22 protein-coding genes are annotated in these 24,023 nt (G+C 72.5%); 9 read left to right on the forward strand and 13 right to left on the reverse strand.

Annotated elements, in window-relative coordinates; all coding sequences use genetic code 11:
- Positions 1–62 precede the first annotated feature (62 nt).
- The 4 genes from pgeF to rfaD are packed head-to-tail and all read right to left on the reverse strand — an operon-like array spanning position 63 to position 3,590.
- A complete protein-coding gene (pgeF, locus tag F563_RS0110100; RefSeq protein WP_019014552.1) occupies positions 63–818 on the reverse strand; it encodes a peptidoglycan editing factor PgeF in 756 nt (251 codons plus the stop codon).
- Entirely contained in the window at positions 815–1,810 is a 996-nt protein-coding gene (locus tag F563_RS0110105; protein ID WP_035575043.1) for a class I SAM-dependent methyltransferase, read from the reverse strand. The genes pgeF and F563_RS0110105 overlap by 4 nt, the downstream gene beginning before the upstream one ends.
- Positions 1,807–2,610, reverse strand: coding sequence for a prolipoprotein diacylglyceryl transferase (gene lgt, locus F563_RS0110110; RefSeq protein WP_019014554.1), 804 nt, complete (start codon positions 2,608–2,610; stop codon positions 1,807–1,809). Before lgt ends, F563_RS0110105 begins: the two co-directional genes overlap by 4 nt.
- On the reverse strand, positions 2,610–3,590 hold the full coding sequence (gene rfaD / locus F563_RS0110115) for an ADP-glyceromanno-heptose 6-epimerase (RefSeq protein WP_019014555.1): 981 nt from the start codon (positions 3,588–3,590) through the stop codon (positions 2,610–2,612). Before rfaD ends, lgt begins: the two co-directional genes overlap by 1 nt.
- A gap of 79 nt (positions 3,591–3,669) precedes the next feature.
- Here rfaD and F563_RS22185 point away from each other — a divergent pair, with 79 nt between their 5' ends.
- Both F563_RS22185 and F563_RS0110125 read left to right on the forward strand, forming a co-directional pair.
- On the forward strand, positions 3,670–3,960 hold the full coding sequence (locus F563_RS22185) for an accessory factor UbiK family protein (RefSeq protein ID WP_019014556.1): 291 nt from the start codon (positions 3,670–3,672) through the stop codon (positions 3,958–3,960).
- A gap of 190 nt (positions 3,961–4,150) precedes the next feature.
- On the forward strand, positions 4,151–4,654 hold the full coding sequence (locus F563_RS0110125) for a type III secretion system chaperone family protein (protein WP_019014557.1): 504 nt from the start codon (positions 4,151–4,153) through the stop codon (positions 4,652–4,654).
- Between the two features lie 27 nt (positions 4,655–4,681).
- Here F563_RS0110125 and F563_RS0110130 read toward each other — a convergent pair whose 3' ends face one another.
- The 3 genes from F563_RS0110130 to F563_RS0110140 form a co-directional block, all read right to left on the reverse strand.
- Positions 4,682–4,981: a DUF1488 family protein gene (locus tag F563_RS0110130; RefSeq protein WP_019014558.1), complete on the reverse strand. Its 300-nt coding sequence runs from the start codon at positions 4,979–4,981 to the stop codon at positions 4,682–4,684.
- Complete coding sequence (locus F563_RS0110135; RefSeq protein WP_019014559.1) at positions 4,978–5,322, reverse strand: hypothetical protein; 345 nt, start codon at positions 5,320–5,322, stop codon at positions 4,978–4,980. The genes F563_RS0110130 and F563_RS0110135 overlap by 4 nt, the downstream gene beginning before the upstream one ends.
- Before the next feature lie 170 nt (positions 5,323–5,492).
- Positions 5,493–6,068, reverse strand: a complete 576-nt coding sequence (locus F563_RS0110140; protein WP_019014560.1) for an exopolysaccharide biosynthesis protein — start codon at positions 6,066–6,068, stop codon at positions 5,493–5,495.
- A gap of 82 nt (positions 6,069–6,150) precedes the next feature.
- Here F563_RS0110140 and proC point away from each other — a divergent pair, with 82 nt between their 5' ends.
- The 5 genes from proC to F563_RS0110165 all read left to right on the forward strand — a co-directional run bounded on the left by proC (position 6,151) and on the right by F563_RS0110165 (position 11,475).
- On the forward strand, positions 6,151–6,927 hold the full coding sequence (gene proC / locus F563_RS0110145; protein ID WP_019014561.1) for a pyrroline-5-carboxylate reductase: 777 nt from the start codon (positions 6,151–6,153) through the stop codon (positions 6,925–6,927).
- A 24-nt stretch (positions 6,928–6,951) separates the two neighbouring features.
- Entirely contained in the window at positions 6,952–7,626 is a 675-nt protein-coding gene (locus tag F563_RS22190) for a TetR family transcriptional regulator (RefSeq protein WP_019014562.1), read from the forward strand.
- Between the two features lie 128 nt (positions 7,627–7,754).
- Positions 7,755–8,186 (forward strand): phasin family protein, encoded by a 432-nt coding sequence (locus tag F563_RS0110155; RefSeq protein ID WP_019014563.1) that lies wholly within the window; start codon positions 7,755–7,757, stop codon positions 8,184–8,186.
- A gap of 171 nt (positions 8,187–8,357) precedes the next feature.
- Entirely contained in the window at positions 8,358–9,365 is a 1,008-nt protein-coding gene (locus F563_RS0110160; protein WP_019014564.1) for a TAXI family TRAP transporter solute-binding subunit, read from the forward strand.
- A gap of 1 nt (position 9,366) precedes the next feature.
- The gene (locus F563_RS0110165; protein ID WP_019014565.1) at positions 9,367–11,475 is read left to right on the forward strand and encodes a TRAP transporter permease; all 2,109 of its coding nucleotides are present in this window, start codon (positions 9,367–9,369) and stop codon (positions 11,473–11,475) included.
- Here the strand turns inward: F563_RS0110165 and F563_RS0110170 are convergent.
- From F563_RS0110170 to F563_RS0110180, 3 genes are read right to left on the reverse strand one after another with little or no spacing between them, the layout of a single operon-like run.
- Complete coding sequence (locus F563_RS0110170) at positions 11,459–12,811, reverse strand: ATP-binding protein (protein ID WP_019014566.1); 1,353 nt, start codon at positions 12,809–12,811, stop codon at positions 11,459–11,461. The genes F563_RS0110165 and F563_RS0110170 overlap by 17 nt on opposite strands.
- Positions 12,808–13,521, reverse strand: a complete 714-nt coding sequence (locus tag F563_RS0110175; RefSeq protein ID WP_019014567.1) for a response regulator — start codon at positions 13,519–13,521, stop codon at positions 12,808–12,810. The genes F563_RS0110170 and F563_RS0110175 overlap by 4 nt, the downstream gene beginning before the upstream one ends.
- Before the next feature lie 10 nt (positions 13,522–13,531).
- Positions 13,532–14,047 (reverse strand): MarR family transcriptional regulator, encoded by a 516-nt coding sequence (locus F563_RS0110180; protein ID WP_019014568.1) that lies wholly within the window; start codon positions 14,045–14,047, stop codon positions 13,532–13,534.
- A 132-nt stretch (positions 14,048–14,179) separates the two neighbouring features.
- Here F563_RS0110180 and F563_RS0110185 point away from each other — a divergent pair, with 132 nt between their 5' ends.
- The gene (locus tag F563_RS0110185) at positions 14,180–15,079 is read left to right on the forward strand and encodes a branched-chain amino acid aminotransferase (RefSeq protein ID WP_019014569.1); all 900 of its coding nucleotides are present in this window, start codon (positions 14,180–14,182) and stop codon (positions 15,077–15,079) included.
- Between the two features lie 15 nt (positions 15,080–15,094).
- On the opposite strand, the gene F563_RS23930 is transcribed toward F563_RS0110185, so the two are convergent.
- From F563_RS23930 to F563_RS22200, 3 genes are all read right to left on the reverse strand, one after another.
- Complete coding sequence (locus tag F563_RS23930; protein ID WP_019014570.1) at positions 15,095–20,512, reverse strand: PAS domain S-box protein; 5,418 nt, start codon at positions 20,510–20,512, stop codon at positions 15,095–15,097.
- Between the two features lie 269 nt (positions 20,513–20,781).
- On the reverse strand, positions 20,782–21,099 hold the full coding sequence (locus F563_RS0110195; protein WP_019014571.1) for a c-type cytochrome: 318 nt from the start codon (positions 21,097–21,099) through the stop codon (positions 20,782–20,784).
- Entirely contained in the window at positions 21,099–22,583 is a 1,485-nt protein-coding gene (locus tag F563_RS22200; protein WP_019014572.1) for an amidase, read from the reverse strand. Before F563_RS22200 ends, F563_RS0110195 begins: the two co-directional genes overlap by 1 nt.
- Here F563_RS22200 and F563_RS0110205 point away from each other — a divergent pair.
- Positions 22,542–24,017, forward strand: coding sequence for an ArnT family glycosyltransferase (locus F563_RS0110205; RefSeq protein ID WP_026299488.1), 1,476 nt, complete (start codon positions 22,542–22,544; stop codon positions 24,015–24,017). The genes F563_RS22200 and F563_RS0110205 overlap by 42 nt on opposite strands.
- Positions 24,018–24,023 lie beyond the last annotated feature (6 nt).

The raw sequence follows: 24,023 nt of genomic DNA on the forward strand, positions 1-24,023 counted from the left end.
CGAGGCAGAGGAGGATCACGAACATCCAGACATAGGGCATGGCCCGCCTCGTTTAACACGGTTCAGCCGAGCGCGATCGCCGAGAGCTGGTGCCCGATCGGCCCTGCGCCCTCGTGCGTGGCGCGGCGGTAGCTGAAGAAGCGCGCGGGCTCGGCATAGGTGTCCAGGCCGAGATCGACGATGTGTGCCACCCCGGCGCGCGCGAGCGCGGCGGCGCAGAGCCCGGGCAGGTCGAAGCGCCAGCGGCCGGGGCGGTCGCCATCGGCGAAGAACCGGGCGTGCGAAGGATCGGCGGCGAGCACGGCATCGCGCATGTCGGCGGCGACCTCGTAGCTCGCCTGGGCGATGGTGGGGCCGATCGCGGCGCCGATCCGCCCGCGCGCAGCGCCAAGCCGTTCCATGGCCGCAACCGTCGCCTCGAGCACGCCGGCCGCCGCACCACGCCAGCCGGCATGGGCGGCGCCGATCACGCCCGCCTCGGCGTCGAGGAACAGCACCGGCGCGCAGTCGGCGGTGACGATGCCGAGCGCGAGGCCGCGACGCCGCGTCACCAGCGCATCCGCCCGGGGCCGGGCGTCGTCGCCCCAGGGCTCGTCCACCACCACGACCGCCGGCCCGTGCACCTGGAACAGCCCCACCAGGGTCGGCCCACCCAGCGCGGCGCAGGCGCGGGCGCGGTTCTCGGCGACGGCATCCGGATCGTCGCGGCCCGAGAGCGAGCAGTTCAGGCTCGCGAACTGGCCCGTGGAGACGCCGCCCGCCCGGGTGAAGAAGCCGTGCGGTGTGGCGAGCCCGGCGGTCAGGAACGGCACGGTCACGGCACGAAGCCCGGCGGCGCCGGCAGGCCGGGTGCGGCGATCGCCAGCGCCTTGAACACGAGCCCCATCGCGTCCGCGTCCATCAGCCGCCGCGCCGCCGCCTGGAGCTGGCGCGCCGTCCCGGGGCGTGCGGCGCGGCACAGCACCGCCGTGCGCTCCGGCAGGCCGAGGGCGCGCAGGAACGTGCCCTGCGGCACCGGGCCGTGCACGGCGGCGCCGGCCGCGCGGGAAGCGGCCGCGACGGCGGCGAAATCGACATGCGCCGTCAGGTCGGTCTCGCCCGGCGCGGCGAGCGGATCGGCGGGCGCATGGCCGCGCACGGCCTGGAGCGTGTCGGTCGCGCCGCCCTCGTGGCCGTAGTCGATGATCAGCGCCGCGCCACTCTCGCGGGCGATCCGGGCCGCGAGCGCCGCCACCCAGGCGCAGGCCGCCTCGCCGCGCTCGCCCGGCGGCTCGCCCGGCGCGGGGAGCGTCGTCCAGACCAGACGCTCGCCCTCGCAGCCGACCGCGCGCTCGCGCCCGTCGTGCAGGATCTGGCGCACCGGCAGGGCATCGAGGAACTCGTTGGCGACCAGCAGCAGCGGGCCCTCGGGCAACGTTGCGATGTCGTCATGCCACGCCGCGACCCGGCCGCCGAGGCGCGTCTGCTGCGCCGCGCGCAGCACCGGGCTCGTCTCGATCAGATGCACGCGCGCGGCGGCGGCGAAGCCGGGGGCCACGCGATCGGCGAGCCTGAGCGCATCGGCCATCAGCGTGCCGCGCCCCGGCCCCGCCTCGGCGAGCAGCACCGGATCGGGCCGGCCCATCCCTTCCCACACGGACACGCACCACGCGCCCAGCAGCTCGCCGAAAGCCTGGGTGATCTCGGGCGCGGTGACGAAGTCCCCCGCCCGCCCGAACGGATCGCGCGTCGCGTAGTAGTGCGCGTTGCAGAGCGCGATGTAGCGGTCGAGCCGCATCGGCCCCCGCTCGGCGATCTCGGCGCGGATCATCGCACCGAGCGGGACCGGCTCGTCGCGATCGCCCACAGCCCCACCGCCAGCATCGGCAGGCTCAGCACCTGGCCCATGGTCAGCCCGCCCGGCAGGAAGCCGAGGAAGGCGTCGGGCTGGCGGAACAGCTCGCCGGTCATGCGCGCGACCGCGTAGCCCGCGAGGAACAGCCCGCCGAGGAAGCCGCGCCGTGCGCGATACCGCTCCTGGCGTCCGAACCAGGCCATCACCGCGAGCAGCAGGAGCCCCTCCAGCCCCGCCTGGTAGAGCTGGCTCGGATGGCGCGGCAGCTGATCGGGATCGGTCGGGAACACCATCGCCCAGGGCCCGTCCCACGGCCGCCCCCAGAGCTCGGCATTGATGAAGTTGGCGAGCCGGCCGAGGAACAGCCCGATCGGTGTCGGCACCGCGACGCGATCGACGAAGGCGAAGAAGTCGATCCCGCGCCTGCGGCAGAACCAGAGCGTCGCCAGGATCACGCCGAGCATGCCGCCGTGGAAGCTCATCCCGCCCTTCCACACCATCAGCGCCTCCAGCGGGTGCGCGAGGTAGTAGCCGGGCAGGTAGAACAGCACGTAGCCGAGCCGGCCGCCGAGGATCACGCCGACGACGGCCCAGGTGAGGAAGTCGTCCACCTGCTCGGGCGTCGCGCAGGCGGGTGGCGCGGCGGCGAGGCGGCGCACCACGCGCCACGCGATCACCAGCCCGACGATGTAGGCGAGCGCGTACCAGCGGATCGCGAACGGACCGATCGCGACCAGCACCGGATCGATCATCGGGAACGGCACGATGCCGAGCATCAGCGATACGGGTCCTCGGCCAGGAGGAAGTCGCGCACATAGGTCGCGACCCCGTCCTCGAGCGGCGTGAACGTCCGGTCGTAGCCGGCCGCGCGCAGCCGCTCCATCCGCGCCTGGGTGAAGTACTGGTACTGCGCGCGCAGATGCTCGGGCGTATCGACGAAGCTGATCTCCGGCGCGCGGTTCATCGCCGCGAACACCGCGCGCGCGAGATCGACATAGGTGCGCGCCCTGCCGGTGCCGACATTGTAGAGGCCGGAGGCGTGCGGGTGGTCGAGCAGCCAGAGCACGACATCGACGCAGTCGCCGACCCAGATGAAGTCGCGCGCCTGGTGCCCGTCGGGGATGTCGGCGCGGTGGCTGCGGAACAGGGTGGCCGGGTTGCCGGCGGCGATCTCGTCGGCCTTGCGCTTCACCACCGAGATCATCGGCCCCTTGTGGTACTCGTTGGGCCCGTAGACGTTGAAGAACTTGAGCCCCGCCCAGTGCGGCGGGCGTGGCCGGCCGCGCGCGATCAGGTCGGCGACGCGCCGGTCGAAGGCGTGCTTGGACCAGCCGTAGAGATTGAGCGGACGCAGCCGCGCCAGCGCCGCGGGGCTCGCGTCGTCGTCGAACCCGGCCGTCCCGTCGCCGTAGGTCGCGGCCGAGGAGGCGTAGATCAGCGGCACGGCCTGCGCGGCGCACCACTCCCACAGCGCGAGCGAGAGCGTGATGTTGGTCGCGGCGGTCAGGTCGCCGTCGCGCTCGGTGGTCGCGGAGATCGCGCCCATGTGCACGATCGCGCGCAGGCGCGGGGCGCGGCCGAGCCAGGCGGCGAGCGCCTCGGGGGCGACCAGCTCGGCGACCAGGTGCTTCGCCAGGTTGCGCCACTTGCCGTCGCTGCGCAGGCGGTCGCACACGACCACCTCCTCGCCGCGGTCGGCGAGGGCAGCGACGATGTTGGAGCCGATGAAGCCGGCGCCGCCGGTGACGAGAATCATGCGCTTGCCGGTTGTGGCGGGGTCGCGGCGCTTATAGGGTCCGCGCGGAGGGGCGGCAACGCCGCGGGACGGAGGGAGCATGCGCGGGAAGCTGGCGGATGACGTGGCGGGAGTGGCGGGCGGCGCGATCTCGGCGCTGGTCGGGCTCCGGCGCGAGGCCGAGGCGATGGCGCGCTCGGCCGTCGAGGAGATGGTGCGCCGGCTCGAGCTGGTGACGCGCGAGGAGTTCGACGCGCTGCGCGAGATGGCGGCGCGGGCGCGCGAGGAGAACGGCAGGCTCGCCGCGCGGATCGCGGAGCTGGAGGCGCGGCTGGCGAAGGTGGAGGCGACCCCGGAGGCGCCGCCGGCGGTGGACGGCACCGCCCCCTGAGGCAAGCGTGACAGCGGCGTGAAAACGTGGCCCCGGGCAGGGTTCGCCTTGCAGGAGTGCGATTCGGCTCGGTAGCCTATTCATGGTGTTCGGGCCGCTCGTTCACACCTAGATGTGGCAAGGGCGCGGAACACCCTCTCCAGGCGGGCGCCGCCTCGGTGCCTGCCGCCGGTACAGGGAGCACGCGGCCATGGCCGACCGCCTTGCCCTCCGAGACGACTCCACCGCCAATCCGCTGGACCTGCTGGAGCAGATCGTCGCCGCCAATGACTGGCCGTTCGATCGGCGCGGCGACGATGCGATGGCGGTCGAGGTGCCCGGGAAATGGTGCGACTACACGCTGCACTTCTCCTGGTGCGGCGAGATCAGCGCGATGCATTTCTTCTGCGCCTTCGACCTGAAGGTGCCCGCGGCGCGCAAGACCCAGGTGCATGAGCTGCTGGCACTCGCGAACGAGAAGCTCTGGCTCGGGCATTTCGGCGTCTGGACCGAGGAGAACACGCCGGTGTTCCGCCATTCGGTGCTGCTGCGCGGCGCGGGCGGGCTGTCGGTGGAGGCGCTGGAGGACATGGTGGACATCGCGGTGACCGAGTGCGAGCGCTTCTTTCCGGCGTTCCAGTTCGTGCTCTGGGGCGGCAAGAGCCCGGCCGACGCGCTCGCGGCCGCGATGCTGGAGTGCGCGGGCGAGGCATGAGCCGCGGGAGGCTGTGACGCCCCCGCTCTAGCCTCGCAGGGCAGCAGCCATCGGCATGTCGGCCGGCGGTGGATCGTCGATGTCGTCCGACCAGATGTGCAGCACCCCCTCGATGCCGTCCGGCCGTTCACGCAGCTTGGCGCGGGCGATCGCTTCGATCCGCGGACCGAGTGCCGCGAAGCACGCGAGCAGCTCGGCGGGCTTGAAGCGCCGCTGGCCGGCAAGATCCTGCAACGCGCTGCGCGAGATCGCGCAGGCGATCGGACGCCCGCCCTCGACGATCTCGAAGGTGATGCGCGCGCCATCCCAGCGCGGGTTGCGGGTCACGCGGTCAGCCGCCGGACGCAGGCCTGGATCGCGTCGCTGTCAGCGGCGGCGGCTCCCGGCATCTTGGCCCATTGGCGGGCGAGTTCGTAGCCGCGGTTCCAGTCAAGCCGGCCTGCCTCGGCGCTTGCCGCGCGGGCACGTTCCTCGCAGAACCGTGCCTGCTGCTCGACGACTGCGGCATGCACGCGTGAGTCGGACGTGCTGCTGCGCACTTGGTATCCGGCGAAGCTCGACACCAGCGGCCCGAGCATCATGCCGATGCCGAGGGCGTAAATGACGGGCCGGTTGCGATCCCATCGGTCGCGCAGCCCATTGGTGCGCGGCTTCTCGTTGAGGGCCATGTCAGCCTCCATGCGGATGGTCACGGCGTTCCGCGCCGTGCGGCGTATCGTTCGTTCTTGGGCGCCGGGATCGGAACCGGAGGCGAGCCAGGTCGCGTCAGCCGATCAATGTGAGAGATGGCGATGGCGGAGCACAATTACATCAGCACGCGCGTGCCGCATTCATGGTCTCAGCCGAGCGTGATCCAGAGCACGGCCGCCCCCGAGGCGAAGGCGATAAGCGTCAGGCCGAGTGCCAGGCAGAGCGCCACGCCGTCCTCCTCCAGATAGGCGAAGGCGAGCAGGATGATCGCGATCCCGTAGGGGATGTTGCTGAGCGGCACGGGGGTCGCCAGCAGCAGCGCGCCGAGCAGGAGCATGAGCGCGCCGACCAGGCGTTTGGTGGTCTGGAACGGTGTCGGAAAGCGCGGGCGCATCAGCCGTTCCATCAGGCGGAGTGCCGGCAGGGCGCGCCGGATCAATGCCGCGAGCCGTTGCGTGGGCAGTCCGCGCGCGGCGATGCGTTGCGGAAACACCGGCGCGGTGTGGCCGCGCAGCATCTGCGAGGCCGGGATGGCCAGCAGCACGCCGGCCGCGATCGCGATCCCCGGCAGCAGGGCAAGCAGGCCGAGCAGCAGCAGGACGAGGCCGAAGGAGCGCGGGCCGAGCCGCTCGATCAGCCAGCCGAGGCTGACCGAGTTCCCCGGGGCCTCGTGCATCAGGCCCTCCAGCAGGACGGAGGTCGGGACGCGTGGCACCTCGGCCATGCGCCATTCTAGCGCGGCCCGTTGATGCAGGGGGGTGTGGGGGGACTAGCGTAGTCCCCCCACCCCTGTTTTCCTTCTCCGCATGGACACGATCCTGCTGGTCGGCTGCGGCAAGATGGGCGGTGCGATGCGTGCCGGCTGGCTGGAGGCCGGGCGCGAGGTCGCGGTGGTCGAGCCCGGCCCCGTGGCGCCGGCGGGCGCGGTCGCCAGCCCCGACGCCCTGCCGGCCGGTCTCCGCCCGGCCGCGGTCGTTCTGGCGGTGAAGCCGCAGGAGGCGGCCAAGGTGCTGCCCGCCTATGCGCGCTTCGCCGGCTCGGCGGTGTTCCTCTCCATCATGGCCGGCACGACGATCGGCCGGATGCGCGCGCTGCTCGGCGAGGCGGCGGGGATCGTGCGGGCGATGCCGAACACCCCGGCGGCGGTGCGTCAGGCGATCACGGTGGCCTGCCCCGGCCCCGGCGTGACGGCGCCGCAGCGCGACCTCTGCACGGATCTGCTCGGCGCGATCGGCGCGGTCGCGTGGGTCGAGGACGAGGCGCTGATGGACCCGGTGACGGCGGTCTCGGGCAGCGGTCCGGCCTATGTGTTCCTGCTGGCGGAAGCCCTGGAGGCGGCCGGCGTCGCGCAGGGTCTGCCGCCGGCGCTGGCGCGGCGTCTCGCGCGCCAGACCGTGGCCGGATCGGGCGCGCTGCTGGCGGCGAGTGCGGAGGATGCGGCACAGTTGCGGAAGAACGTGACCAGCCCTGGCGGCACCACGGCGGCGGCGCTCGCGGTGCTGATGGCCGAGGACGGCGTGCCCGGCCTGATCGCCCGGGCGGTCGAGGCGGCGACGCGCCGGTCGCGCGAACTGGCGGGCTGAGGCGCCCGCCCCCATGTGACGGCGATGGACGGGATCGACGCCTTCGACCGGGACGTGACCGCCGCGCTGATGCGGGTCGCGGCGCGCGAGGGCTGGCGGGGGACGACGCTGCCGAGGATCGCCGCCGAGGCCGGCACCACGCTCGCCGCGCTGCGCGCCCGGTTCGGTGACCGGGCCGCCATCCTCGACCGCTTCATGGCGGTGATCGACGCGACGGTGCTCGCGGGCACGGCGCCGGCGAGCGAGGCCGACACACCGAAGGACCGGCTGTTCGACGTGCTGATGCGGCGCTTCGATGCGCTCGCGCCGCACCGCGCCGGGGTGCTCGCCTGCTGGCAGGCGATGCGCGCCGATCCGGTGGCGCTGGCCTGCCGGGCGCCGGCGGCGCTGACCTCCATGCGCTGGATGCTGGAGGCGGCGGGGATCCCGGCCACCGGCCCCCTCGGGATGCTGCGGGCGAAGGGGCTGCTCGCGGTGTGGCTGTCGGTGTTCCGCGCCTGGGAGACCGACGAGACGGCCGATCTCGCGCCGACCATGGCGGCGCTGGACAAGGCGCTGACGCGGGCCGAGAGCCTGGCCGAGACTCTGGAGCCGCTGCTGGGCGGCAGGCGGCGGGCGGAGCCGCCGCCCTCCGGGCCCGCGGCCAGCGAGCCCGGGCCGCCGCCCGGGGCGGCGAGCGAGCCGGACACGGTGAAGTGAGCGGTTCTGCTGCACTGCACAAATCCGTTTGACCTGCGCATATATGCCGGGCTAAAGCCGCGCGCGAGGACGGCATCTCCGCGGGGAACCGTCGCTCCCCCCAAAGCGAAGAACAAGGACGAAGGACGATGGCGAAGAAGCCCGAGACCATGTTCGACATGGACGTCACCAAGATGATGGCCGAGTTCAAGCTGCCGCAGGTGGATGTCGAGGCGCTGGTCGCCGCGCAGCGCAAGAACATCGAGACGCTCTCGACCGCGAACAGGCTCGCCCTCGAGGGCATGCAGGCGGTGGCGAAGCGCAACATGGAGATCATGCAGCAGTCGCTCGCCGACATGACCGAGGCGATGAAGGCGATCGCCGCCGCGGAGGCGCCGCAGGCCAAGGCCGCCAAGCAGGCCGAGCTGCTGAAGGCGACCTACGAGAAGGCGATGCAGAACATCCGCGAGTTGCAGGACATGATCCAGAAGATGTCGGGCGACACGCTGACGGTGCTGAACCGCCGCGTCGGCGAGGCGCTCGACGAGGTGAAGGCGATGATGGAGAAGGCGAAGGGCTGACGCCCCCTCGGCTGCCGGGAACGGCCCGGCAGCCGTGCGTCCGGGCCGTCGCCCGTCACGCTCGCGGCGGTTGCCACGCCGAACTTCTGCCACTAGGTAACCTTCTGTCCATGCCAAGCGCCGCGTCCGTCCGGGCCGGCGCTTGGCCGCATGTTCCGGGAGGCACAACCCATGCTCGTTCGTCGTTCCCTTCTGCTCGCCGGCGCCGCCACGCTCGCCGCGCCCGCGATCGTGCGCGCGCAGCAGGCGCGCAGCTACATCCTCGCCACCGCCACGATCGGCGGCACCTACTACCCCGTCGGCGTCGCCCTCGCGACGCTGACCAAGGTGCGGCTGCAGGGCGCCAAGGGGATCGACATGTCGGCGATCTCGTCGGCCGGGTCGGGCGAGAACATCCGCCTGCTGCGCGAGAACCAGGCGCAGTTCGCGATCCTGCAGGGCCTGTTCGGCCTCTATGCGCGCGACGGCTCGGGCCCGATCCAGGCCGACGGTCCGCAGCGCAACGTGCGCTCGATCTGCGGCCTCTGGGGCAATGTCGAGCACGTGGTCATCCGCAGGACCTTCGTGCGGACCGGCACCTTCGACGACATCATGAACCTGCGCGGGCGGCGCTTCTCGATGTCGGCGCGCAACTCGGGGACCGAGCACTCGAACCGCTTCATCTTCGCCAATTACGGGATCGACCCGAGCACCTTCGAGCTCGTCTATCTCGGCTTCGGCCCCTCGGTCGAGGCGCTGCTCGCGGGGCAGATCGACGGCGCGAATCCCGGCGGCGGCGTGCCGGTGGCGGCGATCACGCAGCTCTTCGCGCGCGCGGCGAACGACTTCCAGATCCTGGAGTTCACCGACGAGCAGGCGAAGAAGGCCGATGGCGGCACGGGGCTCTACGTGCCCTTCACGATCCCCGCCAACAGCTACCCGAACCAGCCGAACCCGATCCGCACGATCGTCCAGCCGAACTTCCTCGCCTGCAACGCGAACGTGCCGGACGACGACGTCTACGAGATCACCAAGGCGATCTTCGAGAACCTGCCCTTCCTGCACGGCATCCACGCGGCGACGCGCGAGATCAAGCTGGAGACCGCGCTCGACGGCATGGTGAACCCGGTGCACCCGGGCGCGGCGCGGTACTACGCCGAGAAGGGGATCACGATCCCCGAGCGGCTGCGCGCCGCCTGACGTGACGCCCTCCGGGGCGCGCGCACGCGATCCGCGCGGCGAGGACAGCCTCGCCGCGCGATTCGTGTTCTGGTTCGGCGCCGCGCTTGCCGCCTGGCATCTCTGGCTGAACACCTTCGGGGTGGTCAGCGAGCTGCGCGCGAGCGTGATCCACTTCGCGGGCTTCGCCACGATCGGCGCGCTCTCCTGGCCGCTGCTGCGCGGCGGCGGCTGGCGCGGCGGCCTCGCCCTCGCGGCCGACATCGCGATCGCCCTGCTGGCGATCGGCTGCGCGCTCTACCTGATCCTGGGCGAGGACTCGTTCTACGCCCGATCCAGCCGCTTCCTCTGGTACGATTGGGTGTTCTGCGTCGCAGCACCCGTGATCGCGCTGGAGATGATCCGGCGCACCACCGGCTGGGTGGTGCCGATCCTGTGCATCCTCGCCTTCACCTATGTCACGACCTGGGGGCGGTGGCTCGGCGGCGTGCTGCGCTTCCCCGGCCTCTCGCTCGAGATCACGCTGTTCCGCGTGTTCTATTCCGATGACGGCATGTTCGGCAACATCGCCCAGATCTCGTGGAACCTGGTGACGATGTTCATCATCTTCGGCGCCTTCCTCCAGGTCTCGGGCGCCGACCGGTTCGTGCTCGACATCGGCCGCGCGATCGCCAAGCGCATGCAGGGCGGCCCCGGGTTCGTCGCCGTCATCGCCTCGGCGCTCTCGGGCACGATCTCGGGCTCGGCGGTGGCGAACGTCACCTCCACCGGCGCGGTGACCATCCCGCTGATGATCCGCGCCGGCTTCAAGCCCCATTTCGCGGGCGGGGTGGAGACGGCGGCCAGCACGGGCGGGGGCATCCTGCCGCCGATCATGGGCGCGGGCGCCTTCATCATGGCCTCCGTCACCGGCATCCCCTACCTCACCATCGCCGCCGTCTCGGCCATTCCGGCCCTGGTCTATTTCGGCGGCGTGGCGTTCGGCGTGCGCATCCACGCGCGCCGGCACGACATCCGCTTCGTCGATGCCGACGCCCCTCCCGTCTGGGAGACCGTGCGCCGCCGCGGCCTGCCCTTCCTGATCCCCTTCGCGGTGCTGCTCTGGCTGCTGTTCACCGGCATCGGCCCGGCCTATGCGGCCGGCGCCGCGACCGCGGCGGTGGTGGTGGTCTCGTGGATCTCCGACATGCCGATGGGGCCGCGCCGCATCCTCGAGGCGCTCGCGCTCGGCGCGCGCACCATGGCGCCGACGGCGGTGCTGCTGGTCGGCATCGGCATCATGATCTCGGCGGTCGCCACGACCGGGCTCGGCAACGTGTTCTCGATCATGATCGAGCGCTGGGCCGGCGGCAGCCTGGCGGTGGCGCTGGTCCTGATCGCGATCGCCTCGCTCGTGCTCGGCGCGGCCCTGCCGGTGACCGCGTCCTATGTCGTGCTGGCGACGCTGTCCGCCCCCGCGCTCTCCGACATGATCCTCGGCGACGCCGTGCGCACGGCGTTCGAGGCCGGCACGATCCCCGACATCGCGCGCGCGCTCGCGATGCTGGTGGCCCCGGACGTGACGCTGCCCGCCCCCGGCGCGGCGATGCCGGCGGCCGAGGCGGCGCGGCTGTTCGCCGCCTTTCCGCCCGAGATGCGCGGCCAGGTGGTGGAGGCGACGCTCGCGCCGGGCGCGACCACGCTCGCGCTCCTCTCCGCGCACATGATCATCTTCTGGCTGAGCCAGGACAGCAACGTGACGCCGCCGGTCTGCATCCCCGCCTACGCGGCCGCCGCGATCGCCAAGGCCAGCCCGATGGCGACCGGCTTCGTCGCCTGGCGGCTGGCGAAGTCGCTCTACTTCATCCCGCTGATCTTCGCCTATCAGCCGTTCCTGTCGTCCGACCCGATGGTGCAGCTCGCGATCGCCGGCTTCGCGCTGCCCGGAATCTACGCGCTGTCCGCGGCGATCGAGGGCTTCGCCGAGGCGCGGCTGAACGTGGTGGAGCGCGCCGTGCTGGCGGTCGCGGGCTTCGTGCTCATCGTGCCGTTCGGCCAGCTGGTGAACTGGATCGCGATCGCGGTGTTCATCGCGCTCATGGCGCTCAACCTGGTCAAGGCGAGGCGCACCGAGGCTACGCCGGCAGCCTGATCCGCGCCCTGAGCCCGCCCCGGGGGCTGTCCTCCAGCGCGATCTCGCCGCCATGCGCACGCACGATGTCGCGCGCGATCGTCAGCCCGAGCCCGGTATGGCTGCCGCCGCCGTGGCCGGCATCGAGGCGCACGAACGGACGGAACGCCTCCTCGCGCCGCGCGGCGGGAATGCCCGGGCCGTCGTCGTCGACCGTGATCTGCACGGCCTCGCCGCCGCCGCGCATCACCCGCTCGGCGGCGAGCCAGACATGGGCGGCATGACGGCGCGCATTGTCGAGCAGGTTGCCGAGGCAGCGGCGCATCGCGTCGGGCCGCAACGGCAGGACGAGCGTCGCGGGCGTCTGCAGCGAGACCTCGGCGCCGGCCGCGCGCGCCTTCTCGGCCGCCTCGGTCAGCAGCAGGGCGAGATCGGTCGGCTGCGCCTGCTCCGTCCCCTCGCCGCGCGCGAAGGCGAGATAGCCCTCGATCATCCGCTCCATCTCGGCGATGTCCTCGCCGATCGCGGCCACCTCCTCGGCCTCCGCCGGGTTGCGCGCGCCCAGCATGGTCAGCGCGAGGCGCATGCGCGTGAGCGGCGTGCGCAGGTCGTGGCTGACGCCCGCCAGCATCTCGGTGCGCTGGGCGAGGAAGCGGCGCAGCCGCGCCTGCATCAGGTTGAAGGCGGTGGCGGCCTGGCGCACCTCGTCCGCGCCCTCGGGCTTGATCGGCCCGACATCGCGGCCCTTGCCGAAGGCGTCCGCGGCCTGGGCGAGCCGCCGCACGGGCTTCACCTGGTTGCGCATGAACACGGCCGCGATCGCGAACAGGATCAGCGCCGAGCCGATCAGCCAGAGCACGAACACCGTCACCGTGCCGGTGAAGAGCCGTTTCGCCGGCGCCTCGACATGCAGCACGCCGCCGGGAAGCTGCACGCGGATCTGCACCTCGCGCTCGGCGCGGCCCGACCAGTCGATGCGGAATGGAAACGGAAGGCGCTCGGCCAGTGCGGCGCGCAGTTCGGTCTCGGCCGGTCCCTCGATCACGTCCGGCGGCTCGGCGGGCAGGATCTCGCCCTCGGCGAAGCGGATCGCGAGCTCGGTGCGGCCCAGCATCTGCCGGGCGAGCCACTGCTCCTCCTCCGCGCCGGGATGACGGCGCAGCAGGTCGGTCGCGAGGGCAACATCGCCGGCGACCGCGGCGGCGAGCCGGCGCGACACCACCTCCCAATGGGTGCCGTAGAAGATCTGCAGCGCCACCGCCTGCAGCAGGATCAGCGGCATGACGATGATCAGCACGCTGCGCCCGAACAGCGAGCGCGGCAGGAAGCGCTTGATGGTGGTGGCGAGGCGCCTCATCGCGGCTTGAGCACGTAGCCGCGGCCGCGCACGGTCTGCAGGAACACCGGCTCGCGCGGATCGGGCTCGATCTTGCGCCGGAGCCGCGTCACCTGCACGTCGATCGCGCGCTCCCCGGCATCCGCCTGGCCGAGGGCGGCGGCGATGTCCTCGCGCGTCAGGATCTCGCCGGCGCGCCGGGCGAGGGCCGCGAGCAGCGCCGCCTCGCCGCCGGTCAGCCGGATCGTCTCGGCCCCGCGCGTCAGCGTGCCGCGCTCCGGGTCGAACACCGCCTCGCCCAGCACCACCGGCCCTTCGGTCGCGGCGGGTGCGGCCGCGGCCCGGCGCAGGATGGTGCGGATCCTGAGCAGCAGCTCGCGCGGCTCGAACGGCTTGGCGAGGTAGTCGTCGGCGCCGTGCTCGAACCCGGCGATCCGGTCCTCGGGCGCGCCGCGCGCGGTGAGCAGCACGATCGGGATGTCGTGCGTGCGGCGCAACGACTCCGTCAGCGCCAGGCCCGTCTCGCCCGGCATCATCACGTCGAGCACGATCAGGTCGAAGGCGATGCCGGCCAGCCGCTCGCGCGCCTCGGCCGCATCGGCGGCGATGGTGACGCGGAATCCCTCGCCGGCGAGATAGCGGCGCAGCAGCTCGCGCAGCCGCGCATCGTCATCCACCACGAGGATGTGCGGCGCATCCGGCGCCACGGACTCGCGCGGCAGGGCGGCCACCGCGCGCCTCCTAGGCCACCTTCCCCGCCGGCCGCGGCGGCGCCGCCATGCGTCCCGCCAGCCGGGCGCGCGCCTCGGGCTCCATGATGCCGAGCATCACCTTGCGGAACCCCTCCACCGCCACCCCGCCCGCCTCGCGGAAGGCGCGCGCGAGCGTCTCGCGCTGGCGCTCGAACAGCCGCCGCTCCAGCGCCTCGCCCTCGGGGGTGAGCGCGAGCAGGCGCTGGCGCCGGTCCGACCGGCCGGGGGTCTGCGTCACGTAGCCGCCCTCGATCAGCGGTTTCAGCACCCGGCCGAGCGACTGCTTGGTGATCGCGAGGATCGCGAGCAGCTCCGAGACCGTGATGCCGCGGTGCCGGCCGACGAAGTAGAGCACCCGGTGATGCGCCCGGCCCATGCCGAGCTCCTCCAGGATCGCGTCGGGTCCGGCGGTGAAGTCGCGATAGCCGTAGAACAGCAGCTCCATCGCGAGGCGGATCTCCTCCTCGCGCAGGAACAACAGCCCGGCCGTGCCGCGCGCATCCATGCAGTGGCGTCTCCCCAGGATTGCCGTGTCCAGTTAGGGCAGCATCATTGACATATCACGGGCGTGTCCGTAGCGTCGAGACCGTTGCGCAGCATGCGCTCCGGACGAAACAAAGTTGCGAGGATGCGCCCCATGGCCCTGGTCCCCTACGACGATCGCGACGGTCTGATCTGGTACGACGGTGTCCTGCGCCCCTGGCGCGAGGTCAAGCTGCATGTGCTGACGCACGGGCTGCACTACGCCTCCGCCGTGTTCGAGGGCGAGCGCGCCTATAACGGCCATGTCTTCAAGCTGCGCGAGCACTCCCAGCGCCTGGTCGACAGCGCGGCCATCATGGACATGCAGCTTCCCTGGACCGTCGAGCAGATCGACGAGGCGACCCGGGTGACGCTCGCCGCCTCCGGGCTCACGGACGCCTATGTCCGCCCGATCGCCTGGCGCGGCTCGGAGATGATGGGGGTCGCGGGGCAGAAGAACACGATCCATCTGGCGATCGCGGTCTGGTCCTGGGGCGCCTATTTCGGCGACGACCGGATGAAGGGCATCCGGCTGACGATCGGCGAGTGGCGCCGGCCGCACCCGGAGACCGCGCCGACCAAGGCCAAGGCCGCCGGGCTCTACATGATCGCGACGCTGAACAAGCACGCCGCCGAGGCGAAGGGCTACGCGGATGCGCTGATGCTCGACTGGCGCGGCCAGGTCGCCGAGGCGACCGGGGCGAACATCTTCTTCGTCATCGACGGCGAGATCCACACGCCCGAGCCCGACTGCTTCCTCGACGGCATCACGCGGCGCACCGTGATGCAGCTCGCGCGCAACCGGCAGATGAAGGTGGTGCAGCGGCCGATCCTGCCCGAGGAGATGGCGAAGGCGAGCGAGTGCTTCCTGACCGGCACTGCCGCCGAGGTGACGCCGGTCGCCGAGATCGGGCCGTATCGTTTCACGCCCGGCCAGATCACCGAGACCCTGTTGAAGGACTACGACCGCACGGTGCGGCTGCCGCCCGAGGAGGTGGCGAAGATCGCCGCCTGACGCCTGCGGCCCATCTCACGGCGCGGGCGCGGTCGGCGTCCGCGCCTCGTCGAGCGCCTCGCGCACCCTGAGCGCGAGCTCCTGGCGCCGGTACGGCTTGGCGAGCAGCCGCATCCCGGCGCCGAGCGAGCCCTGGTGCAGCATCGCCTGCTCGGTGTAGCCGGAGGTGAACAGCACGCGCAGCCCGGGCAGGCGCCGGCGCGCCTCCTCGGCGAGCTGGCGGCCGTTCATGCCGCCCGGCATCACGATGTCGGTGAACAGCAGATCGAAGTCCTGGTCACGCGCGAGCGTCGCGAGCGCCTCGGGCCCGCTGCCGGCGCACGCGACGCGGTAGCCGAGCTGCTCGAGCTGCATCGCGACATGCGCGCGCACCAGCTCGTCGTCCTCGACCAGCAGGATCCGCTCCGAGCCGCGCAGCATCCCCGCCGGACGGCCATGGGCCGCGCCGCGCCCCGCCTCGGCGCCCGCGCGCGGGAGATAGAGCTTCACCGTGGTGCCGAGCCCGGGCTCGGAATAGACCGTGGTGCCGAGCCCGGGCTCGGAATAGATCTTCACGTGGCCCTTCGACTGCTTCACGAAGCCCCACACCATGCTGAGCCCGAGCCCGCTCCCCTTGCCCACCTCCTTGGTGGTGAAGAACGGATCGAAGGCGCGCGCCAGCACCTCCGGGCTCATGCCCGTGCCGGTGTCCGAGATCGCCACCATCACGTAGGGGCCGGGCTGAAGCTCGGCGTCGATCTCGGCATAGGAGGCGTCGAGATCGACATTGGCGACCTCGATCGTGAGCGTGCCGCCCGCGGGCATGGCATCGCGCGCGTTGATGCAGAGATTGAGGATCGCGCTCTCGAGCTGCGGCGGGTCCACCAGCGCCTGCCAGAGCCCCGCCGGCTCGACGATGCGGATGTCGATGTGCTCGCCGAGCGTGCGGCGCAGCAGCGCCTTCATGCCGCGCACCAGCCCGCCGATGTCGGTCGCGCGCGCATCGAGCGCCTGGCGGCGGGAGAAGGCGAGCAGGCGCTTGGTCAGCTCGGCCGCGTTCTCCGCCGCGCCCTGCGCGACCAGGGCCAGCGACTGCGCGGTGGGACGGTCCTCCAGCTCCTCGGCGAGCAGCTCCGTGTTGCCGAGGATCACCGTCAGCAGGTTGTTGAAGTCGTGCGCGATCCCGCCGGTGAGCTCGCCCACCGCGCGCAGCCGCTCGCCCTGACGCAGCGTCTCGCCGATCCGCCGGTCGTGGATCATGCGGCCGACATGCGTCGCGATCGCCTCGATCAGCGCGCGCTCCTCGGCGAGGAACGGATCCTGCCCGGCAGCCAGGCCCGGCGGCATGGCGGGATAGCCGATCTCGACCTCGCCGATCTGCTTGCCCTCGGCGCGGACCGGTGCGCTCAGCGCACGCGAGGGCTTCTGCCAGGCGGGGCTGCGATGCTCGGACCCGTCGATCCTGATCCGCGCCACCGCGTGCTCGCCGTGCTGGAGACTGCCCGGCAGCATGGCCACCACATCGGCGCAGATCGCATCGACCGGACGCGTCTCGTCGGTCGTCAGTTCGAGCACGCGATAGAGGCATTGCAGTTCGCGGATGCGCTCGCGGAGCTCGCGCTGGAACCGCTTGCGCTCGGTGATGTCGGACATGCCGCCGACGAACCGGATGGGCGCGCCATCCGCGCCGAGGATCAGCATGCCGCGATCCTCGATGTCGAGCACCGAGCCGTCAGCGTGCAGGAAGCGGTACTCCTCGGACCAGCTCGAACCCCGCGCGTCGATCACCGCGCGGATGCCGGCCAGCACGCGCTCGCGGTCGTCGGGGTGGATCCGGTTCAGCCAGGATGACACGTCCGGCTCCACCGCCTCCGGCGGATAGCCGAAGGCGGCCGCGAAATCGTCGCTCCACCAGACACGGTCGGTGCGCAGATCCCAGTCCCACACGACATCGGCGGTCACGCTGGCCACCGCGTGGAAGCGGCGCTCGCTCTCGCGCAGCAGCGCCTCGGCCTGCCTGCGCTCGGAGATGTCCTGCAACGCGCCCTGCACGGCGATGATCTTGCCGTAGGGATCGCGCACCGCCTCGCCGATCGTGCGCACCCAGATGCGGCTGCCCTGCGCGGTGATCAGTTCGAGCTCCAGGTCCCAGGGCGTGCCCTCGCCGGCGCAGGCCTCGAAGGCCGCGCGGATCGTCTCGCGGTGCTCGGGCGCGTAGAACGCGATCGCCTCCTCGACGGACGGGACCGCGCCGGGGGCGAGGCCATGGATCCGGCTCACCTGCTCCGACCAGATCATCTCGCGCCCGGGCAGGCGGATCTCCCAGCCGCCGAGCTGGCCGATGCGCGAGGCGACCTGCAGCAGCGCCTGGCTCTGCCGCAGCTCCTGCTCGGCCGCCTTCTGCGGCGTGATGTCCTCGGTGACGACGATCGCGTTGATCGCCCGTCCGGACGGGTCGCGGCGCATCGCCACGCTGTTGCGCACCCAGACGAGACCGCCCTGCTTGGTGCGGTAGCGCTTCTCGCGCACATAGCTGTCGCGCTGCCCTGCGAGCAGCTCGTCGCGCAGCTGGCGCGTCCGCTCCAGATCGTCGGGCGGCGTCAGCATCTGCAGGTCGAGGCCGCGCAGCTCCTCCTGCGCGTAGCCGACGATGCGCGCGAAGGCCTCGTTCACCTCCAGGATGCGCCCGTCCGGCGCCGCCACCGCAATGCCGGTCGCGGCATCGCGGAACGTCTCGCGGAAGGTCGCCTCGCTCTTGCGCAGCGCCTCGAGGCTGCGCACGCGCTCGATCGCGAGCGACACCAGCCGCGCGGCGCGGTCGATGACGGCGAGTTCGTCCTCCGTGGGCGCGCGCGGGTGGTCGAAATGGGCGGCGACCACCGCGACCGGCCGCCCCTCCATGTCGAGCACGGGCGTGGACCAGCAGGCGCGCAGCCCGTGCGCGCGCGCGAGCTCCAGACAGTCGCGCCAGAGCGGGTCCGCCTCGACATCGGCCGAGATCACCCGGCGGCCACGGAGGACCGCCGCGCCGCAACTGCCGATCTCGGTGTCGATCCGCACACCCTCCACGGCCTTGGCATAGGCGAGCAGGTTCGGCGCCGCGCCGAGCTGCAGCCGCCTGCCCTGCCTGTCGACGAGGAACACCGTGATGCGCGCGCCGGGCAGCGCCTGCTCCTTCATCAGCGCGATCCGTTCCAGGACCTCGGGCAACGCCGCGCCCGACGAGATCAGGTCGAAGATCGCCGTCTCGGCCAGGCGCAGCCGCTCGCCCCTCACCCGCTCGCTGATGTCGCGGAACGTCACCACCGCGCCGGCGATCGAGCCGTCGGCGCGTTTCATCGGCGCGCAGACATACTCGACCGGGAAGGACGAGCCGTCCTTGCGGAAGAACACCTCGTCGTCGACCCGGCGCGTCACGCCGTCGTGCAGCGATCGGTGGATCGGACATTCGTCGCGCGGAAAGGCGCTGCCGTCCGCGCGATGATGATGGACCAGGGCGTGCGACTGCCGGCCCAGTGCCTCGTCCTCGGTCCAGCCGAGCATCGCGACCGCGGCCGGATTCTGGAACAGCACGTTGCCTTCGGCGTCCAGGCCAAGCACGCCCTCGCCGATGGTCTCGAGGATCATCCGGTTGCGCTGCTGCGACTCCGCCAGCGCCTCCTCCGCGCGCCGCCGCTTGGTGACGTCGCGCGCGATGCTCAGCACGGCCTCGATCGACCCGTCGGGCCGGCGCAGCGGCGTGGCGTTGGTCTCCAGCCAGCGTGGCGTGCCCTTCAGGCCGATGACGCGGAACTGCGCGTGGCCGGAACCGCCCTCCAGCGCATGGGCGTGCAGATCGAGGAAGATGCTGCGGTCATCGGGATGGACCAGATCGGCGACCGCCAGGCCCCGCACGGAGGCGAGATCGTCCGCCTCGATCATCGCGAGCCCGGCCGGGTTCATCTCCACGAGATGGCCGCTCGGCGAGACGACCTTCACGCATTCCGGTTCGCTCTCCAGGATGCTGCGCAGGCGGCTTTCGCTCTGCATGCGCTCGGCCTGCACGAGCACGAGCGCGACCAGGTTGGCGAGCGCCAGCGCGAAGCCCCGATCCGCCTCGGTCCAGGCGCGCGCGCCGCCGACATGTTCGAGGCAGAGCACGCCGATCAGATCCCCGTCGGCGATGATCGGCGTGTCGAGCATCGCGCCGATGCCGTGCGGGTGGAGGTAGTCCGCGGCCAGCGAGGCGGTGCGCGGGTCGGCGAGGGCATCCGCCGCGGCGATCACGTCGTTGTCGGCGAGCGTGCGCAGGTAGTCGGGATGGCCGGTGACCGGCAGTTCCGTTCCCGTTTCGTGTCGCCCCGTCGCCGCATGGAAGGCATCATTGCAGAGAAGCACCGACCGATCGGGGGTGAGCGTCCAGACGCTGGCGCGGGCGACGCCGACGGTGCGGGCCGCGACCTCCGTGATGTGGTGCAGCACCTCGTCGAAGCCGGATGGGCGCAGCAGCCCGGCGCGCATCACCGCGAGCAGCGCCGTCGTCTGCTCGCGCAAGCCCGCGTTCTGCGACCGGAGCGCGGCCTCGGCCTGCACGCGCTCATGCACATCGACCGTGGTGCCGTACCACTTGACGATGCGTCCGTCCGCGTCGCGCACCGGGCTCGCGGCGGCGAGGTGCCAGCGCCATCCTCCATCGGCGGCCGAGCGCAGGCGGAACTCGCTCGCGTAGGCACGCCCCTCCGCCACCGCCGCCTGCCAGGCGGCGAGGCAGCGCGCGCGGTCATCGGGGTGCAGCGCCTTCAGCCAGGCGTCGCCCGCGAGGTCGGTGTCCGTCCAGCCGACCAGGCGGAAGAACGCGTCGCTCGCGAAATCGACCGTGCCGTCCGGCGTGGCGGTCCAGACGATCTGCGGCAGGGCCTGCGCGATGGTGCGGAACTCGCTGCCCATCTCGCGCGAGGCGGCAGCGCCGGTCGGCGCGGCAGGGCGATCCGGCGCCGGTCCCCGGAGCGCGAGCTGATCCGCCGCGATGCCGGCCAGCGAGGCGAGCAGCGCGCGGTCGCGCTCGGCGAAGGTGCGGGGCGCGCGGTCCATGACACAGAGGGCACCGAGGATGCGGCCGTCACCGCCCCGGATCGGGGCGGCGGCGGCGAAACGCACGCCGTCCGGCGCCGCGACCAGCGGATCGGCGCGCGCCTCGGCATCGCGCGTCGCGTCCTCGATCACCTGCGGCGCGCCGTCCCGGATCGCGGCCGCGCACAGCCCCGCCGCCGCGCCCGGCGCCGCCGCGCCCGCCAGTCCGCGCTGAGCGACGACACGCGGTCCCGTCGCGTCCGCGACGCAGACCACGGCGATCGGCGTGCCGAACAGGCGCGCGGCAAGCTCGGCCACCCGCCCCACGGCGCCCTCCGCCAGCCCCGGCGCGCCGTCGCCCGGCGGCCCCTCGGCGCCCCGCGCCCCCGCGGTCTCAGCCGTCACGACGGGTCGGCCCTGGGGCGGTGGACGGCGTGGCGCGGCGGATCGGGCGGGTCTCCACTGGGGTGCTCGCGGGCGCGGCGCAACCGATGCGCGGGCACCTGCGCCAGTCTCTCGCGCAAACTATACAACCAAAACAGGCGGATCAGAAACCGTCTCGCGAAAACGGGACAGAATCCGACGCACACGCGGACCACCGGTTGTCCTGGGCGCCACGCGGCCTCGCGGCCGCTCACCCGTCCGGACCGGCCTCAGCGCTCGAGCGTCTTGAGCTAGGCGATCAACGCCTCGATCTGGGCGGGCGCGAGCTGGAACGCGGGCATGGCCGCGTGCCCGGTGGTGATCCCCTCGGCCAGGGCCTCGGCGCGCTGCTCGACCGGATCGCGCCGGTGCAGCGCGCGGAACGGCGGCGCGGCGGGCATGGCGCTGCGGCCGGTCGGCCCGACCGCGTGGCAGCCGCCGCAGTTCGTCTCGGCGAGCGCGCGGCCGCGCGCGACATCGCCCGGCTGCTGCGCCCCGGCCGCGACGGCGAGCGGGACGGCCGCCACCGTCACCGCCCGTCCCGCCAGGCGTGCCGAGCGGGCCGGCATCAGGCCGCCCTCAGCAGCACCGCGAGGTCGGGCACGGGCCGGGCGAGTTCGGGATCGGCCGCGAACAGCCGCTCCAGCGCCCGCGCGGCCCCGAGCGTGACCGCGTCGCCCTTCATCGGCCCGCAGATCTGCAGCCCGAACGGCATCCCGGTATGGTCGCGCCCGCACGGGATCGAGACGCAGGGGTTACCCATCAGGGTCAGCGCCGAGGTCAGGCCCGAGGCGTGCATGTAGTTCTTCATGGGCTGGCCGTTGATCGCGGTGACGTTGCGCTGCTCGACCGCCGTCGGCGTGATCGGCTGGCCCGGCGTGATCAGCAGGTCGTAGTCGTCGAACAGGCGCTGGAAGCCGCGATAGAGCCGCGTGTGCTCGGCCTCGGCCCAGGCGATCTGCTCCGCGGTCATGGCGAGGCCGGCCTCGACATTGGTGACGATGTTCGCCCCGAGCTGGTCGCGGTGGTTGCGGTAGCGGTCGAGATGCGCGGCGAGGAAGTAGACCCCGCGCAGGATCCAGAACACGTCGAGCGCGGTCTCGAGCCCCGGATCGTGCCGGTCGCAGCGCGCGAAGACGGCGGCGAAGCGCGCCAGCCGCTGCTCGAACACCGCGCGGATGCCATGCTCCACCGGCGCCCAGCCGAAATCGACCGAGACGGCGACGCTGAGCCGCGCGAGATCGACCTCCGGCAGGTCGCGCAAGCTTCGCGCATCGACGTCGTAGGAGAGCGGGTCGGCGATGTCGCGCCCCGCCATGACCGAGAGCATCAGCCCGCAATCCTCCACCGTGCGCGCCATCGGCCCCTGCACGCTGAAATGGGTGTAGCCGATGCGCCGCCGCTCGGAAGGCACGAGCCCGACCGTCGGGCGGATCGCCGTGACCCCCGAGAAGGTCGCGGGCTTGCGCAAGGATCCGCCGCTGTCCGAGCCGGTGCAGAGCGGCATCATGCCGCAGGCGAGCGCCACACCCGACCCGCCCGAGGAGCCGCCGCAGGCGCGCGCGGGGTCGAAGGCGTTGCGGGTGTAGCCGTGCACGGGGTTCACCGTGGTGTTGCCGCCGGCGCCGAACTCGGGGGTCGCGGTCTTGCCGAGCACGATCGCGCCCGCGCGCCGCAGCCGCGCGACCATGAGCTCGTCCTTCGCGGGCACGTGATCGCGGTAGAGCGGCGAGCCGTAGGTGGTCACCAGCCCCTCGGTGTCGTTCAGGTCCTTCACGCCGAGCGGCAGGCCGTGCAGCGGGCCGAGATCGTCGCCGCGCATCACCGCCTCGGTGGCGGCGCGGGCCTCGGCGCGCGCGCGCTCGAAGCAGGTCGCGACCACGGCGTTGACGGCCGGGTTCACCCGCTCGATGCGGGCGATGCAGGACTCGACGAGCTCGCTCGGCGAGAGGCGCTTCGCCCCGATCAGCGCCCGCGCCGCGACGGCCGAGAGGTCGCAGGGCTCGGTCGCATGGCCGTGCGCCGGGAATTCCGCTATCAGCCGCTCGTGCATCCGTTCCTCGCCGTCGCCGCCATCACGCTGCTGCGCGTGGTCTGGCTCGCCACCAACGAGCCGAACCTCTACGCCGATGAAGCACAATACTGGGTCTGGGCCCAGGACCTGAGGCTCGGCTACTACAGCAAGCCGCCGCTGATCGCCTGGCTGATCGCCGGCACCACCGCACTCTGCGGCGACGGCGAGGGCTGCGTCCGGCTCGCCTCGCCGCTGCTTCATGCGGCGACCGCGCTGCTGCTCGGCGCGGCCGCGACGCGGCTGTTCGACCGGCGCATCGGGTTCTGGACCGCCCTCACCTACGCGACGCTGCCGGCGGTCTCGGTCTCCTCCACCATCGCATCCACGGATGCGCCGCTGCTGACCGCCTGGGCCGCAGCACTCTACGCGCTGGTGCGGCTGCGCGAGGAGGCAGCGCCGCGCTGGTGGGCGCTGCTCGGGCTCTCGGTCGGGGTCGGGCTGCTCGCGAAATACGCGATGGCGGGGTTCGTGCTGTCGCTCGTGCTGTGGTTCCTGCTGGACCGCCCGGCGCGCGCGCTGCTGCGCGGGCCAGGGCCGTGGATCGGGGGCGCGCTCGCGCTCGCCGTGCTGGCGCCGAACCTGATCTGGAACCTCGCCCACCAGTTCGCCACCCTGCGCCATGTCGGCGAGAACACCAACCTCGCGCGCGGCGTGTCGTTCAACCCGATCAGCGCCGGCGAGTTCGTCGGCGCGCAGTTCGGCGTGTTCGGCCCGATCCTGTTCGCGACCCTGCTGTGGGTGCTGACGCGGCCCGGCACATGGCGCGAGGAGCGCGCGCGGATGCTCGCGCTGTTCGTGGTGCCGCTCGGTGCGATCATGGTGACGCAGTCCTTCCTGTCGCGCGCGAACGCGAACTGGGCCGCGCCGATCTATGCCGCCGGCACGATCCTGGTGGTGGCCTGGGCGCTCACGCGGGCGCGGCCGCTGCTGATCCGCGCCTCGGTGGCGCTGCATGTGGTGGCGGCCCTGCTGCTGTTCGGCCTGCCGCCTGCCCTCTCCGCCGCCGGCATCGAGCTGCCGCGCCGCGCCGATCCGTGGATGCGCCAGCGCGGCTGGGACGTGCTGGGCCAAGCGGTCGCGCGCGCCGCCGCCGAACACCGCGACGCGCGCTTCCTGTTCGAGCAGCGCCGCGACATGGCGACGCTGATCTACTACGTGCGGCCGCATCCGCTCGATGCGCTGATGTGGAATCCCGACGGCGTGGCGCGCAACGAGTTCGAGCTGACGGCCGCGCTGGAGCCGGGCGAGCCGGGCCCGTTCCTGTTCGTCACGCGCCGCGCCGAGGCGCCCGACGTGACCGGGCGGTTCGCGCAGGCGGCGCGGATCGCGCGGCTGACCGTGCCGACGCATCGCGATGCCGTGCTGTCCTACACGCTCTGGCGGCTCGATGGGTTCCGGGGCTATCGCGACTGAAGGGGG

It is taken from the genome of Elioraea tepidiphila DSM 17972, from assembly GCF_000378465.1.
In the GTDB taxonomy this organism is placed as follows: Bacteria; Pseudomonadota; Alphaproteobacteria; order Acetobacterales; family Acetobacteraceae; genus Elioraea; species Elioraea tepidiphila.

Bases quoted from the DNA above. Each gene is read 5' to 3' on its own strand.
- F563_RS0110105 (WP_035575043.1), bottom strand. From the start codon at position 1,810: ATGATCCGCGCCGAGATCGCCGAGCGGGGGCCGATGCGGCTCGACCGC.
- lgt (WP_019014554.1), bottom strand. From the start codon at position 2,610: ATGCTCGGCATCGTGCCGTTCCCGATGATCGATCCGGTGCTGGTCGCG.
- rfaD (WP_019014555.1), bottom strand. From the start codon at position 3,590: ATGATTCTCGTCACCGGCGGCGCCGGCTTCATCGGCTCCAACATCGTC.
- F563_RS22185 (WP_019014556.1), top strand. From the start codon at position 3,670: ATGCGCGGGAAGCTGGCGGATGACGTGGCGGGAGTGGCGGGCGGCGCG.
- F563_RS0110125 (WP_019014557.1), top strand. From the start codon at position 4,151: ATGGCCGACCGCCTTGCCCTCCGAGACGACTCCACCGCCAATCCGCTG.
- F563_RS0110135 (WP_019014559.1), bottom strand. From the start codon at position 5,322: ATGGCCCTCAACGAGAAGCCGCGCACCAATGGGCTGCGCGACCGATGG.
- F563_RS0110140 (WP_019014560.1), bottom strand. From the start codon at position 6,068: ATGGCCGAGGTGCCACGCGTCCCGACCTCCGTCCTGCTGGAGGGCCTG.
- proC (WP_019014561.1), top strand. From the start codon at position 6,151: ATGGACACGATCCTGCTGGTCGGCTGCGGCAAGATGGGCGGTGCGATG.
- F563_RS22190 (WP_019014562.1), top strand. From the start codon at position 6,952: ATGGACGGGATCGACGCCTTCGACCGGGACGTGACCGCCGCGCTGATG.
- F563_RS0110155 (WP_019014563.1), top strand. From the start codon at position 7,755: ATGGCGAAGAAGCCCGAGACCATGTTCGACATGGACGTCACCAAGATG.
- F563_RS0110160 (WP_019014564.1), top strand. From the start codon at position 8,358: ATGCTCGTTCGTCGTTCCCTTCTGCTCGCCGGCGCCGCCACGCTCGCC.
- F563_RS0110170 (WP_019014566.1), bottom strand. From the start codon at position 12,811: ATGAGGCGCCTCGCCACCACCATCAAGCGCTTCCTGCCGCGCTCGCTG.
- F563_RS0110180 (WP_019014568.1), bottom strand. From the start codon at position 14,047: ATGGATGCGCGCGGCACGGCCGGGCTGTTGTTCCTGCGCGAGGAGGAG.
- F563_RS0110185 (WP_019014569.1), top strand. From the start codon at position 14,180: ATGGCCCTGGTCCCCTACGACGATCGCGACGGTCTGATCTGGTACGAC.
- F563_RS0110195 (WP_019014571.1), bottom strand. From the start codon at position 21,099: ATGCCGGCCCGCTCGGCACGCCTGGCGGGACGGGCGGTGACGGTGGCG.
- F563_RS0110205 (WP_026299488.1), top strand. From the start codon at position 22,542: ATGGCCGTGCGCCGGGAATTCCGCTATCAGCCGCTCGTGCATCCGTTC.
- F563_RS22200 (WP_019014572.1), bottom strand. From the start codon at position 22,583: ATGCACGAGCGGCTGATAGCGGAATTCCCGGCGCACGGCCATGCGACC.